Here is a 13,494-nt window from a genome sequence, read left to right as displayed (position 1 = left end):
GCGATGAAGCAGGCCTGGAAGGGCCTGGCCCAGCTGGCCACCGGCCTGGCGTTCATGTCGAACCCGTTCCTGGGAGCGCTGTTCTGGGCGACGCCCGACAAGTACATGCCCTCCTGGCTGCGCGAGTCACGCAACACCATGAAGCAGACCGGCAAGGCACTGCTGGCGTGGGACGAGTGGGGCAAGAATCCGGCGCGGGCGGCCGGTGGGGTCACCTTCAACGTGCTGACCACCGTGTTCACGGGTGGTGAGGGCGCGGCACTGGCGGGTGCGGGCAAGGCCGGCGCGGTCGCCAAGGCCATCTCGGTCGCGGGCAAGGTCGGCAGGGTGATCGACCCCATGACCTACGTCATGAAGGGCGCGGGCGCGGGCCTGTCCAAGATCGGCGACATCGCCAAGGGCCTGAAGGGCATCGGCAAGGTCGACATCCCCACCCTTCCCGACGGCTCCGTACACCTGCCCGACGGCCGTCTCCTCGAGCCGAACGGAAACCTCCTCGGCCACGACGGGCTCCCCGACACGACACCGATCCCGAAGGAAGCGGCCCCCGGCCTCCCGTCCCACTGGACCGTCCCGACCTCCACGGAACCGGTGTCCGTGGGCGTCCCGCACGGAGCGGAAAACGGCGTACACGGGGCGGTTCCGCACACGCCGGACGGCGTGTACGGCGGCATGCCGTCGGCCGCGAACGACGGCATCCATGGCGGGATGCCGCAGTCCGTGGGCAACGGCGTCGACGCTGGGGTTGCGCACGCGCCGGGCGGCGGCATCCACGGGGGCATGCCGCACGTTCCGGACAACGGCATCCATGGCGGAGTGCCTCAGTCCGTGGGCAAGGGTGTTCATGGCGGGATGCCGCATTCACCGGGCAGTGGCATCCATGGCGGGATGCCGGCGAGCAACGGTATTCATGGTGGAATGCCGCACTCCCCGGGCAGCGGCATCCACGGCGGCGTCCCGCACGGCGCGGGCGACGGGGTCTCGGCAGGCGGGCACGCCGGTATGACGCCCAAGCCGTGGTACCAGAGCACCCCGACGGCCCCGGCGCACGAGGTGCCGCACCCCACCCCGCACGACACACCGCACACCGGCGGCCATCCGGACCCGGGCACTGGCCACCCCGGCCACGACGTCGGCCAGACGCACGATGCCGGGCACGTCGGCGATCACGCCGGGCTCGACCACACAGGCCTCGGCCACGACTGGGCGGACAACGCCGGTCACGACGGCGCCGACGCGGCGACGCCGGGGCACCCGGGCACGGACGTGCCGGGGCACGGCGGGGCCGGGGAGCCGTTCGAGTACAAGCCGCACATGTCGAAGGCGGACTTCGACGCCCTTAGTGATGCCGACAAACATAAGGTGGCCGAGGCCGAACTGGCGCATGGCACGAACAACGCGCCGCGCGTCAGCAACGAAGCGGGACTGGCCTACGGCGACGCGTACTGGCGAGACTTCATGAAGAGCCTGGACCACGACACGCGCAGTGGGCTTGTCACCTACAGCGGTTCCGCCTACGACCCGATCAACGACCACCTCCGCTATGACAAGGACGTGCCCCAGCACATCCTTGACACCATCAAGAACATGGACGAGATCATGGGTGCCCGTCCCGTACCCGAGGACATCATGGTCGTCCGCGGCACCGGGGTCGGCCATGTCGAGGTCGACGGACACCCGATCGAGTCACCGCTCGACATGATCGGCGGGACCTTCGACGATCCTGCGTTCACCTCCACAGCACTCGGCAAGTCGCCGCCGCGCCCGTTCGATGCGAAGCCCGTGTGGATGCATCTCCGAGTGCCGAAGGACACCCCCGCCCTCTGGCTGGAGCCCATCAGCCAGGTCCCGGGAGAACGCGAGCTGCTCCTCGCCAGGGGCACCGAGTACAGGGTGACGCGTGTCTTCTTCGACGAGGCACACAACAAGTGGCACATCTACGGAGAGGTCCTGCCGAGGCCGAAACCGTAAAGGCCGTCGTGTTTGAGGAACAGGCCGTCCCGAGTGAAAATGGACTTCATGAGCAGCGAACGACCGATCAATCCGCGCTTCGACGAAGATGTGCACTTTAGACTCGTGGCGCCGGGTCCGCCACGGTATCTGACCAGGACCGAGAAGCCGGTGCGGTACTTGACGGTGGTCGACAAGGAGGGTGGCGCGGCCCTCGGCTACGTGTGGGCGTGCGATGAGGACGACGCCGCGGCGTGGGTGCCACGCGCAGCCGCGGGCGGCCGGGCCCTCGCCGAAGGTGGTCACTGGCACCTCCGGTTGGAGGAGGCCAAGGGGCGGGGCATCCCGCCGTCCCAGGCTCTTGCCGAGATGCTGTCTCACCCGGAGGGCAACCGCGGCCGAGCCCTGCGGGGCTCTCTTACCGAGGCCCCGGACTCTGCCGCGGTCAAAGCCCTCGCCGCACAGACCTGACAGCGAAGGCGTCGGGTATGCCTGGGCCGACCACAGGGACGACTTCGTGAGCAACGAACGACCGATCAACCCGCGCTTCGACGAGGACGTGCACTTCAACCTCGTGAAGGCGGGTCCGCCGCGATACCGGAATCACACCGACAAGCCGGTGCGTTACTTCACGGTGGTCGACAAGCAGGACGGCGCAGTCCTCGGTTACGTGTGGGCCAACGACGAGGACGACGCCGCCGCCTGGGAACCGCGTGAGGCCGCCGGCCCCCGGGCGTTCTCCGAGGGCGGCATCTGGTTCGCCAGGCTGGAGGGCGCCAAGGGGCGGGGCATCCTGCCGTCTCAGGCCCTCGCGGAGCTGCTGGCCAACCCGGAGGGCAACCGCGGCCGGGTCGTGCCGGGCTCCCTGGCCGACGCCCCGAACGCCGCTGCGGTCGAGGCCCTCGCCAAGGGCGACTAGCAGACTGATGACACCACCATGAGCAGCGAACGACCGGTCAACCCGCGCTTCGACGAGGACGTGCACTTCAACCTCGTGAAGCCGGGTCCGCCGAGGTACTTGGGCGGCATCTGGCATGCCCGGCTGACGGCGGCCAAGGGGCGGGGCATCGAGCCCTCCCAGGCCTTCGCGGAGCCGCCGTACAGCCCGGAGGGCAACCGCGGCCGGGTCGTGCCGGGCTCCCTCGCCCACGCCCCGAACTCCGCCGCTGTCAAGTCCCTCGCCCAGGAGGCCTGACCGGCGTGCAGGATCCTGTCCAGTACATAGCGGTCCAAGCCCCCGACGGCCAAGTCCTCGGATACGCCTGGGCCGACTACACGGTAGGCACCCTCAACTGGGCCCAGCGGGCCGCGAACGGGGTCGAAGGGACTCGCCTCGGCAAGGAGTGGTGGGACAAGGTGGAGGAGGTCCGGAAGCAGGGCCTTCCCCTGGCCGGCGCGCTGACCGAACTCGCTCGCAGCGCCGGTACCGGGCCCCCGGTCGGTGCTTCCGGCCCGGAGGCCGTCGAGGCACTCGTCTTCACCGTCACCGAGGCCGACCACTGTCGCCTGCTCGCCCAGCTCGACCACGCCAACGCCGACGCCTGGCGGGAGCTGGCCGAGGCCTACGCCGTACTCACCGACGACGACCGCAACGTCCGCTGGGGCGGCGGTGAGAAGAGCGCGAGCGGCGCGATCCAGATGCCGTACCCGATCTACAGCGAGCCGCTGTGGCGGGTCGTCGCGGCGCTGTGGGGCATCGGTGCCGTCACCCCGGAGTACCGCTGGAGCGTCCATCCGCCTCCCACGCTGCCGCCGACCGGGCGGCTGCACCCCGCGGACGCCGTGCGCGCCGCCACCTTTCTGGGCAACGCCGAGCGCATCAGCGAGGGAACCGTGGACGAGGCCGTACGCTCCGGCCTGTTCGACGCCATGGTCGTCGCGCTTCTCGAGCAGCACGCCGCGCAGTGCGCCCCGGCCCCCGCTGCCCGGCAGGCGGACCCCGTCCCGCAGGGCGCCCCCCTGTTGTGCAGGTTCTGCGGAGGTTTCCCCGCCGCTCACGTCACCTTCCACGCGCATCGCGGGCTGCTGATCGCCTTGCGCTTCCGCAGGCAGGAAGGCCCGATGTGCGCGACGTGCGGGCTCGGCGTGTACCGGGAACTGACCACCCAGACGCTGTGGCAGGGCTGGTGGAGCCCGTTCTCGCTGTTCCTCTTCGCCCCTTTCACCCTGATCCGCAACCTTGTCGCGGTGGGTACAGTGAAGAAGCTCCGGGTTTCGGCCCCTGGTCGGCACGGCCGACAGGTCGATCCGGGTGTGCCGATCCACCGGCGGCCCCTCGCCTATGTCGCGCTCGTCCCGGTGCTCTGGGTGCTCTTCATGAGCGTGACGGGGCTCGTCTCGGGCAGATGACGACGACCCGGGGTGTGCCGCCCGCGCATCCATGTTCTATGTTGCACGGGCAAAGTGAGGGGGACTCCGAATGTCGTATGACGGGCCACCCGTGCCGGTCATGACGCTGGCCGAGGTCGAGGCCGTCGCCCGTGGCGCGCACGCCGCGCAGCGGGACAAGGCCGGACGGCCGTACGTGGAACACCTGCAGGCCGTCGCGGAAGGCGTACGTGCCCGCGGTGGCGGCGACGAACTCGTCGCCGCCGCCTGGCTGCACGATGCCGTCGAGGACGGCGTGCTGAGCGAGGAGTGGCTGGCGTCGGCCGCGCTCCCGCAGCCCACCAAGGACGTCGTACGGGCCGTGACCAAGCGGCCGGACGAGGAGCCGCGGGCGTACGCGGAGCGGATCCTGGCCACCCCGGGCGCCCGGCTCGTCAAGGCGGCCGACCTCGCCCACAACGCCGACCCGCGCCGGCTGGCCGCACTCGACGAGCCCACCGCACGGCGCCTGACGCAGAAGTACGCCACCATGCGTCAGTACCTCGGTCTCAGCTGACCAGACCAGACCAGACCAGACCAGACCAGCTGACCAACTCCCTGACCACGACCGCACAGAGAGCACAGGCACAGGACCAACTCATGGCACGGGACTACGACAGCCAGCTGCTGGAGTCGGTGGCGGTACGCCGGCGACGGTTGCGCGACGCGCTGCTGTTCGGCGCGCAGCGCGCCCGGCGCTCGGCGGACGAACGGCTCGGCAAGGTGTTCGCGGGCATCGCCATCGCGGCCGTACTGTGCGCCGGTTGCGTCGGGTGGTCCTTCCTGCAGCACACCCTGGCCAAGCAGAAGCAGCAGCAACAACAGCAACAGCAGCAGTACGGCATCCCCTCCGCCCAGCCGTCCTCGGCATCCTCGGCCACAACTTCGCGATGATAGGTTCCGGTAAGTGGTGAGCACAGCAACGACGTCCCGGACACAACTGAGCCGGGTCACGCTGGTCGGTGAGCGCCGGCGTGCCGACATCGTCCTGCCGTCGGACACCCCGATCGGCCAACTGCTGCCCGACATATTGCAGTTGCTGGACGACCGGGCCGCCTCGCGGCCCATGACCCGGCAGCTGATCACCTCCGACGGCTCGGTGCTGCCGCACGAGGCCACGCTGTCGTCGGCCGAAGTGCCCGACGGCGCCGTGCTCCAGCTGGTGCGGGCCCATGCGGCGCCGCCCGCGCCCGTCGTGCACGACGTCACCGACCAGGTGGCCGACGACCTCGATCTGCGCGCCTGGCGCTGGCGGCCCGCCGCCCGCCGGGTCAGCGCCGGGGTGGCCACCGTCGTGTTCGCCGTGGCCGCGGCCCTGCTGGCCCGGCGCGAGTTCCCGCTCGAGTCCGTCACCACCGCGCTCGCGGCCGTCACCGTCGTGTTCCTGGCCATCGGCGCGCTCGTCGCGAAGATGGGCGACGGCAACCGTGGCCTCGCCACCGCGCTGCTGCTCGCCTCCGGGGCGCTCGGGCTGCTCGCCGCCTGGACCGCCGCCGACGCCTACGGCTGGTCCGGCCCGGCCCGGCTGGCCGGTGTCGTCGCGGCGCTGGTGCTCACCCTGGTGCTGCTCGCCTATTTCTCCCCGCTCGGCCGCGGCGCGCTCCTCGGGGCCGGCGGAAGCGCCTGCATCGCGCTGGTGTGGGAGGCCGTCGCCGCCGTGCAGGACCGCCCGGAGCGGCTCGGCGCGGTGATGGCGGTGTTCTCCGTCGTACTCCTCGGCGTGCTGCCCCGGTTCGCGCTGATGGCCTCCGGGCTGACGGGACTGGACGACCGGCTCTCCTCGGGCGCGTCGGTCAGCCGCCACCAGGTCGCCAACGCGCTCGCCGCCACCCACCGCGGCCTGGCGCTGGCCACCATCGCCACCGCCGTCTCGGCCGCCGCGGGCGGCTGGCTGCTGACCGACGCCACAGGGCCCACCGCGTGGACGATCGCCCTCACCTCGCTCACCGCCGTCGTACTGCTGTCCCGGGCCCGGGCCTTCCCGCTGGTCGCCGAGGTGGTGGCGCTCTACGGCGGGGCCGCGCTGCTCGTCGTACGGCTCGCGGTGGTGTGGGTGGACCACACGGGCGGCGCCGGGGCGCTCGTCCTGCTGTGCGTCGCCGGAGCGCTGCCGCTGCTGGCCCTCGCGGTCCAGCCGCCCGAGCACGTGCAGGTAAGGCTGCGGCGGATCGGCGATCTGATCGAGTCCGTCGGCGTGATCGGGCTGTTCCCGCTCGCCGTCGGGGTGTTCGGCATCTACGGGCAGCTGCTCAACAAGTTCTGAGGCCAGGGCAGGAGAGAAGGGCATCATGCCGAGCGGGGACAACTGGCAGGGCGACGTGCTGCGCGATCTGAGGGGCGGCACGCCCCAGCAGCCTGCGCAGGAGCAGCAGCAACAGGGAACCGGCGCGCCGGGAGGGCAGGGCACCCCCGAGCAGGGGCCCGCGCCGGCGTACGGCTACCCGCACCAGCAGGGGTACGGCTACCCGTCGGCGCCCCACGCGCCACAGGCACCACAGCAGGGCGCCCCCGCGTACGGCTACCCCCCGCAACAGGGGTACGCCGACCCGTCCGCCCAGTACCAGCAGCAGGCCTACGCCGCTCAGCCCCAGCAGCAGTACGCCGATCAGACCCAGCAGCAGTACGCTCCGCAGCAGCACTACGCCGAGCAGGCTCAGCCGCAGTACGACGATCAGCGTGCCGCCCGGCAGCAGGCGCGGCCCCAGCCCCACCCGCAGCAGTCTCGGGCCGCCCAGCGCGGCGCCCCCGACTCCCGGCCGGTGCTCGACAAGCGGCTCGCCGCCGCCGCGCTCAAGCCGCGCCGGGGCGAACCGTTCAGCGCCCGTGCCCTGCGCGCCGTACGCCGTACCGTTTCCTCCTCCGCCTCCCGCGAGGTCGCCGACACCGCGGCGACCGCCGAGGTGCTGCAGCAGGCGGTCACCACCGGCCGGCAGATCGCGGTGACCTCCATCCGCGGCGGCTCGGGCAAGACGACCGTCGCCGCCCTGCTGGCCGCCACCTACGCCCACTACCGCCAGGACCCGGTGCTCGCCGTCGAGGCCGACCCGGCGCTCGGCTCGCTGCCCCTGCGGCTCGGCGCGGAGTCACTGCGCTGGACCACCGGCGACCTGGCCGGACTGGTGGAACCGCAGATGTCGCTGCTCGACGTCACCGGCTACCTGGTCCAGCTCCACGGCAACGCGTGGCTGCTGCCCGGCAGCCAGGGCCAGGTCGGCGCCATGCTCGACACCAAGGGCTACGAGCGGGTCATGGTGTCGCTGCGCCGCTACTTCGGGGTGACCGTCGTCGACTGCGAGACCCTGCCCGCCGAGGTCGCCCGCACCGCGCTGTCCGCCGCGCAGGCCCGGGTGCTCACCGTGCCGGCGACGCTCGAGGGCGTCGCCAGCACGCGCGCCGTCCTGGAGTGGATGCGCAACCTGCCCCGGCACGTGCTGGCCTCCACCGTCGTCGTCCTCACCGAGGTCGCGCCGCACCCCGGCCTCGACCTCGACAAGGCCACCGAGGAACTGACCGCGGCCGGGGTCACCGTGGCGGTCCTGCCCTACGACCGCCACCTCGCGGCCGGCGGCACCATCCGCACCGATCTCCTCGCCCGGGCCACCCGGCAGGCCGCCACCCGCCTGGCCGCCGACGTCTTCCAGCTCTCCCAGAAGCAGCGCTGATCCGCCCGACGGGAAGGGACGCACGAGGAACCCGAGGACGAGGCAACGAAGATGAGCACCCGACTGATCCACCGCCCCGCGCGCACCACCCGGCCGCCGGCCGCCCCCGAGCCGCGCACGATAGAGGCGCCGCCCAACCTGCCCGAGGGCAAGGCCGGCTCCGTGCTGCACTCGCTGCTGCCGGTCGCCGGGGTCATGTCGTCCGTCGTGATGATGACCATCGTGCGCAACAGCCAGTTCGCCGGGCTGGGCGCGATCATCCTCGTCGTCACCCTGGCCGGCTCCCTCGCCATGGCCTTCTCCCAGCGCGGCAAGGCCCAGCGCACCCGCCGCACCCAGCGCGAGGCGTACCTCGCCTACCTGGAGGAGCTGCGCGAACAGCTGGCCAAGGAGGAACGGCAGCGGCGCGAGAGCGCCCAGGTGCTCAACCCGCCGCCGGACGCGCTGTACGACATCGTGCGTGACCCCGCCCGGCTGTGGGAGCGGCGGCGGGTGGACGCGGACTTCCTGCGGGTGCGCGTCGGCACCGGCCAGATGCCGGTGCGCGATCTGAAGGTCGCCCAGCAGGGCTCGTCCGTGCTCACCCCGCCCGACCAGTTCATGCTCAACGAGGCCTCCGCGCTGACCTCCCGCTTCAGCACCGGCACCGAACTCCCGCTCACCGTCCCGCTCGACCGCGTCGGCAACATCAGCGTCATCGGCCCGCGCGAGGACACCCTGCGCGTGGCCCGCGCGCTGCTCGTCCAGGCCGCCGCCACCCACGCCCCCGACGACGTGGCCATGGCCGTCGCGGCCCCGGGCGACCGGCTGGCCGACTGGGAGTGGGCCAAGTGGCTGCCGCACCTGCTGGACGCCGAGCAGTTCGACGGTCCGGTCGCCGCCCGCCGTATCGCGCCCTCGCTGCCCCAGCTCGCCCGGCAGATCGGCGCCGAGCTCGGCCGCCGGGCCTCCTACGCGGCCGAGGTGCGCCGCGGCCTGTCCGGCAAGGACGCCCTCGCCATGACCTCCCGGCTCCTCGTAGTCGCCGACGCGCACGGGGACGACGCCGTCGACCTGCCGCTCCCCGACGAGGCGGTCGGCCTGCGGGACATGGGCGTCACCGTGCTGCACCTGCTGGACGAGCGGGTGCAGGAGCCCGGCAGCATCGGCGTGCGGATCACCGTGGACGGTTCCCGGATCGGCATCGAGGACCTGCGCGAGGCCGAGCCGATCAGCGCCCACGGCACGGTCGACGAGGTCGGCACCGCCCTCGCCGAGGGCCTGGCCCGCATGCTCGCCCCGCTGCGGCTGTCCGCCGAATCCCTCGTCGACGCCCCGCTGACCGGTCCGGTCGAGTTCGCGGAGCTGCTCGGCATCGAGGACGTCGCCCACCTCGACCTGGCCCGGCTGTGGGCGCCGCGCGCCGAACGCGCCTTCCTGCGCGTCCCGATCGGCGTCAACGACAGTCACGAGCCCGTGCTCCTCGACCTGAAGGAGTCCTCCGAGCTGGGCATGGGCCCGCACGGCCTGTGCGTCGGCGCCACCGGCTCCGGCAAGTCCGAGCTGCTGCGCACCCTCGTCCTCGCACTGGTCGCCACCCATCCGCCGGAGGACCTCGCGATGGTCCTCGTCGACTACAAGGGCGGCGCCACCTTCGCCCCCTTCGCGGACCTCCCGCACGTGGCCGGCGTGATCACCAACCTGGAGAACCAGGCCGGCCTCGTCGAACGCGTCCACGCCTCGCTCGCCGGCGAGGTCAAGCGGCGCCAGCAGGTCCTCAAGGAGGCCGGCAACGTCGCCGACATCGGCCACTACGCCGCCCTGCGCGCCGAGAAGCGCCCCGACCTCGACCCGCTGCCGCACCTGTTCGTCGTGATCGACGAGTTCGGCGAACTCCTCACCGCCAAGCCGGACTTCATCGACCTGTTCCTGTCCATCGGCCGCATCGGCCGCTCCATCGGCGTGCACCTGCTGCTGTCCAGCCAGCGCATCGAGGGCGGCAAGCTCAAGGGCCTGGACACCTATCTGTCGTACCGGCTCGGCCTGCGCACCTTCTCCGCCGACGAGTCCCGCACGGTCCTCGACACCGCGGACGCCTTCCACCTCCCCCCGCTGCCGGGCTTCGGCTACCTCAAGGTCGACACCAGCCACTACGAGCGGTTCAAGGCCGGCTACGTCTCCGGCGCCTACCGCGGACCCGTCCAGCGGGACACCGAGGACACCGGGCCGCTGGCCCTGGAGTACACGGCGTACAACTCCCTGGGCCGGGAGGAGAGTGCGGGCCCCGAGGAGCCGCAGATGCGGCGCCGGGAGACCGGGCCGACCGAGATGGGCGTCATGGTCCGGCAGATAGAGAACGCCGACACCGCGCCCGTACGTCAGATCTGGCTGCCCCCGCTGCCCGACGCCGTCGCCCTCGACCAGGTCGCCGGGCCCGTCGAGGTGGGCGCGCGCGGCATGCAGCTCGCCCGGCGCCGTGGCCCGCTCCAGGTGCCGCTCGGCATCCTGGACGACCCGACCCGGCAGTGGCAGGGCCAGTGGTACCTGGACCTCACGGTGGCGGGTGGCCACGCGGCGGTCATCGGCGGCCCCCAGTCCGGCAAGACCACCCTGCTGCGCACGCTGGCCCTGTCCCTGGCGCTCACCCACACGCCGCAGGAGGTCGGCGTCTACGGCCTCGACCTGGTCGGCGGCGGTCTGCAGGCGCTGTCCGGACTGCCCCACGTGGGCGGTGTGGCCGGCCGTGCGGACCGGGAGCGGTGCGCCCGCACCGTCGACTCCGTGCGCGGCATGCTGGACCAGCGCGAGGAAGTGTTCCGCCTGCACAACATCGACTCCCTGGAGCAACTGCGCACCCTGCGCGCCGCGGGCCGCGTCCCCGAGCTGGCCTCCACGGAGATCGTGCTGCTCATCGACGGCTTCGGCGCCCTGCGCGACGACTTCGAGGAACTGGACGACGCGGTCGGCGACATCCTCAAGCGCGGCAGCGGCTACGGCATCCACGTGGTCGCCGGCATGCTGCGCTGGAACGACGTGCGCATCGCCGCCCAGTCCCAGTTCGGCACCCGGGTCGAGCTGAGGCTGAACGACCCCAGCGAGTCCAGCATCGAACGCAGGCTCGCCCAGACCCTCTCGCCCGAGGAGAAGGGCCGCGTTCTCACCGACGGCAAGCTCTTCGCCCAGGTCGCGCTGCCCCGCACCGACGGCGCCGCCGACACCGCCGACCTCGGCGTGGTCCTGGAGCGCACGGCCCGTACGATCCGCGCCACCTGGACCGGCGAGACCGCACAGCCGGTCCGGGTGCTGCCGCACGTCCTGGAGCCGAACCTGCTGCCCGGCCCGGCGGCCGAACCGCGCCGGGTCCCGATCGGCCTGGACCAGACCCAGCTGGCGCCCGTCCTGCTCGACCTGTTCCGGCACGACCAGCACCTGCTGATCATGGGGGACAGCGAGTGCGGCAAGACCAACCTGCTCAGGGCGGTCGCCGAGGGCCTGATCGAGCGCTACGGCGAGGACGAACTGGTCTTCGGCGTCATGGACCCGCGCCGCGGGCTGCGCGGCGTCATCCCGGAGGAGTACCTGGGCGGGTACGCCTACAACGCCAAGCTCTGCTCGGGCCTGTCCACGGGCATCGCCACCGAACTGGAGAAGCGGCTGCCCGACGACAGCGCGGGCGGCGCCGACCTGGAACCGGGCAGCTGGGGCTCGGGCCCGCGGATCGTGATCCTGGTGGACGACTACGACGTCCTCACCACCGCCGGCCAGCAGCCGCTCGCGCCCTTCGTGCCGTACATCCCCTCGGCCCAGGACATCGGCCTCCACTTCGTCCTCACCCGCCGGGTCGCGGGCGCCTCCCGGGGCCTGTACGAGCCGCTGCTGCAGAGCCTGCGCGAGTCCGGTGCCTCGGCGCTGGTGATGGCGGGCGACCGCAGCGAGGGCCAGCTCTTCCCCGGCGTGTACGCCGGCCAGCAGCCGCCCGGCCGCGGCGTCCTGGTCCGCAGGGGCGAGCCGAGCCGGCTGATCCAGACGGTTTACACGGGGAACAGGTAAGGGGCCGAGGTAACCCATGACGAAGGACGTCGTCGCTCTCACCAAGAACATGCCCGACCCGCTCAGCGTGCTCGCGGGACTGCTCTCCGGCGGGCCGGACCTGCTGGCGGGCGCCGAGGGGAACGGCGCGGTGATGCAGCTCTGCGACGAGCAGGGCCGCCCCCTCGTCTCGGTCGAGTCCCCCCTGCTGGTGCAGGTCAGGGGGGAGGCGCAGCGGCTGCTCGGGGCGAGTGAACCCGAGGTGCCGTACTGGTGGACCGAGGCCCGCGCCACCACCGGCGTCAAGGAGGCCGAGCAGCTCGCGGGCACCTTCGCGGCCCGCATCGCCACCCTGGTCGGCGGCACCGCCTGGCCGCCGGAGGCCGCGCGGTCCCTGGCGGTGGTCAAGACCGACGGGATGCGCGCGGTGCCGACCCCGGCCGCGGCGCAGCCCGCGGTGGACGTGCTCACCGACAAGGTCGCCGTGGTGATCCAGGACCGCCCGGTGGTCGCGATGACCGCCTGGCTCTCGGACGCCTTCCGGGCCGTCGCCGAGGCCGAACTCGGCCTGCAGATCGTCACCCCCGCCGGCACCCGGCTGTCCCCGGCGGTCCGCAACAGCCTGCCGGGCTGGCCCTCGCGCTGGGTGGTGCAGGACGAGAAGTGCGGCTACTACGACGGCCTGTCCGGAGCCGTACTGCACTGGGACAACGGTCTGTTCGGGCCGGTCGAGCCCCCGGACGCGACGCCGGAGGACCCCCGCACCCCCCTCGCCGAGTCCTTCGCCCCGCCCGCGGACGACGGCGAACGCCAGCTGGCCGTGACGTTCCGGACGATCCACCCGGCGGACGAGCGGCTCGTGCTCGGCGGCGCCCTCGAAGCCGTATGGCGTGAGCTCACCGGTGAGCCGCCGGCCGGCTGGGGCACCGGGGAGCCCGCCAACCTGCCGTGGTCGCTGCGCCAGCTGACGGACGTGGCGTACGAGCGGGCGCCCGAGCCGACCTGGCTGGTGGTCGTCGGCAGCCCGGAGCGCCCGGCACTGGCGACGGTCCGGATCAGCCGTACGACGGGTGGTGTGGAGGAGGACGTCACGCTGGCGTTCGGCTACGGCCCGGGCGAGGAGGTGCCGACGGACGCCGACATCATGCGGGCGGCCGAGGTCCTCGCCACCCGGCACGACCTGCAGTCGATGCTGGTCCAGGTCCGCCGGGCCCGCCGGGACCTGTCCGTGCCCCCGCGCTTCGAGGGCCCCGGCGTCCCGTACGCCTTCGTCCTCGGTGCCGACGAGGTGCGGGAGATGCCCGGCGACCGGGCCCGGCGCACCCCGCTGCCCTGGCCGCCGCGCGAGCTGGGCCCGAAGCGTCGCCCGGCGCTGTACTACCCCTTCCGGGGCGACCCCTCGGACCTCGCGGGCTGGGCGGACTTCGAGCGCCTGGTGACCCACCTCAAGGGGGAGTGAGCCCCCGAGCGGGGCGCCCGGCGCACGTCACGGACGAGTGCGCCGGAG

Annotated in this window: 11 protein-coding genes; all 11 read left to right on the top strand. The window is 72.6% G+C overall.

The genetic code is table 11. From position 1 onward, the window contains the following. On the top strand, positions 1–1,971 hold a 1,971-nt coding region (locus ACFYZB_RS43360), incomplete at its 5' end, for an ADP-ribosyltransferase (protein ID WP_388767384.1). Positions 1,972–2,019: 48 nt separating this feature from the next. Then, positions 2,020–2,421: a hypothetical protein gene (locus tag ACFYZB_RS43355; protein WP_351216543.1), complete on the top strand. Its 402-nt coding sequence runs from the start codon at positions 2,020–2,022 to the stop codon at positions 2,419–2,421. A 46-nt stretch (positions 2,422–2,467) separates the two neighbouring features. Further along, positions 2,468–2,869, top strand: coding sequence for a hypothetical protein (locus ACFYZB_RS43350; RefSeq protein WP_388767383.1), 402 nt, complete (start codon positions 2,468–2,470; stop codon positions 2,867–2,869). Between the two features lie 18 nt (positions 2,870–2,887). Next, on the top strand, positions 2,888–3,145 hold the full coding sequence (locus ACFYZB_RS43345) for a hypothetical protein (protein WP_388767382.1): 258 nt from the start codon (positions 2,888–2,890) through the stop codon (positions 3,143–3,145). Positions 3,146–3,150: 5 nt separating this feature from the next. Next, the gene (locus ACFYZB_RS43340; RefSeq protein WP_388767381.1) at positions 3,151–4,299 is read left to right on the top strand and encodes a DUF6508 domain-containing protein; all 1,149 of its coding nucleotides are present in this window, start codon (positions 3,151–3,153) and stop codon (positions 4,297–4,299) included. A 70-nt stretch (positions 4,300–4,369) separates the two neighbouring features. Continuing rightward, positions 4,370–4,834, top strand: a complete 465-nt coding sequence (locus ACFYZB_RS43335; RefSeq protein ID WP_351216551.1) for an HD domain-containing protein — start codon at positions 4,370–4,372, stop codon at positions 4,832–4,834. An 83-nt stretch (positions 4,835–4,917) separates the two neighbouring features. Next, positions 4,918–5,211: a hypothetical protein gene (locus ACFYZB_RS43330; protein ID WP_351216553.1), complete on the top strand. Its 294-nt coding sequence runs from the start codon at positions 4,918–4,920 to the stop codon at positions 5,209–5,211. Between the two features lie 13 nt (positions 5,212–5,224). Further along, positions 5,225–6,580, top strand: a complete 1,356-nt coding sequence (eccD, locus tag ACFYZB_RS43325) for a type VII secretion integral membrane protein EccD (RefSeq protein WP_388767380.1) — start codon at positions 5,225–5,227, stop codon at positions 6,578–6,580. Positions 6,581–6,605: 25 nt separating this feature from the next. Next, positions 6,606–7,979 (top strand): hypothetical protein, encoded by a 1,374-nt coding sequence (locus ACFYZB_RS43320; protein ID WP_388767379.1) that lies wholly within the window; start codon positions 6,606–6,608, stop codon positions 7,977–7,979. Positions 7,980–8,030: 51 nt separating this feature from the next. Next, positions 8,031–12,008: a type VII secretion protein EccCa gene (gene eccCa / locus ACFYZB_RS43315; protein ID WP_388767377.1), complete on the top strand. Its 3,978-nt coding sequence runs from the start codon at positions 8,031–8,033 to the stop codon at positions 12,006–12,008. 16 nt (positions 12,009–12,024) lie between these two features. Continuing rightward, positions 12,025–13,446: a DUF6177 family protein gene (locus ACFYZB_RS43310; protein ID WP_388767376.1), complete on the top strand. Its 1,422-nt coding sequence runs from the start codon at positions 12,025–12,027 to the stop codon at positions 13,444–13,446. The last annotated feature ends 48 nt before the right edge of the window (positions 13,447–13,494 follow it).

Source organism: Streptomyces sp. NPDC001852, assembly GCF_042891825.1.
Lineage (GTDB): Bacteria > Actinomycetota > Actinomycetes > Streptomycetales > Streptomycetaceae > Streptomyces.
This window is presented reverse-complemented; position numbering and strand designations above follow the sequence as displayed.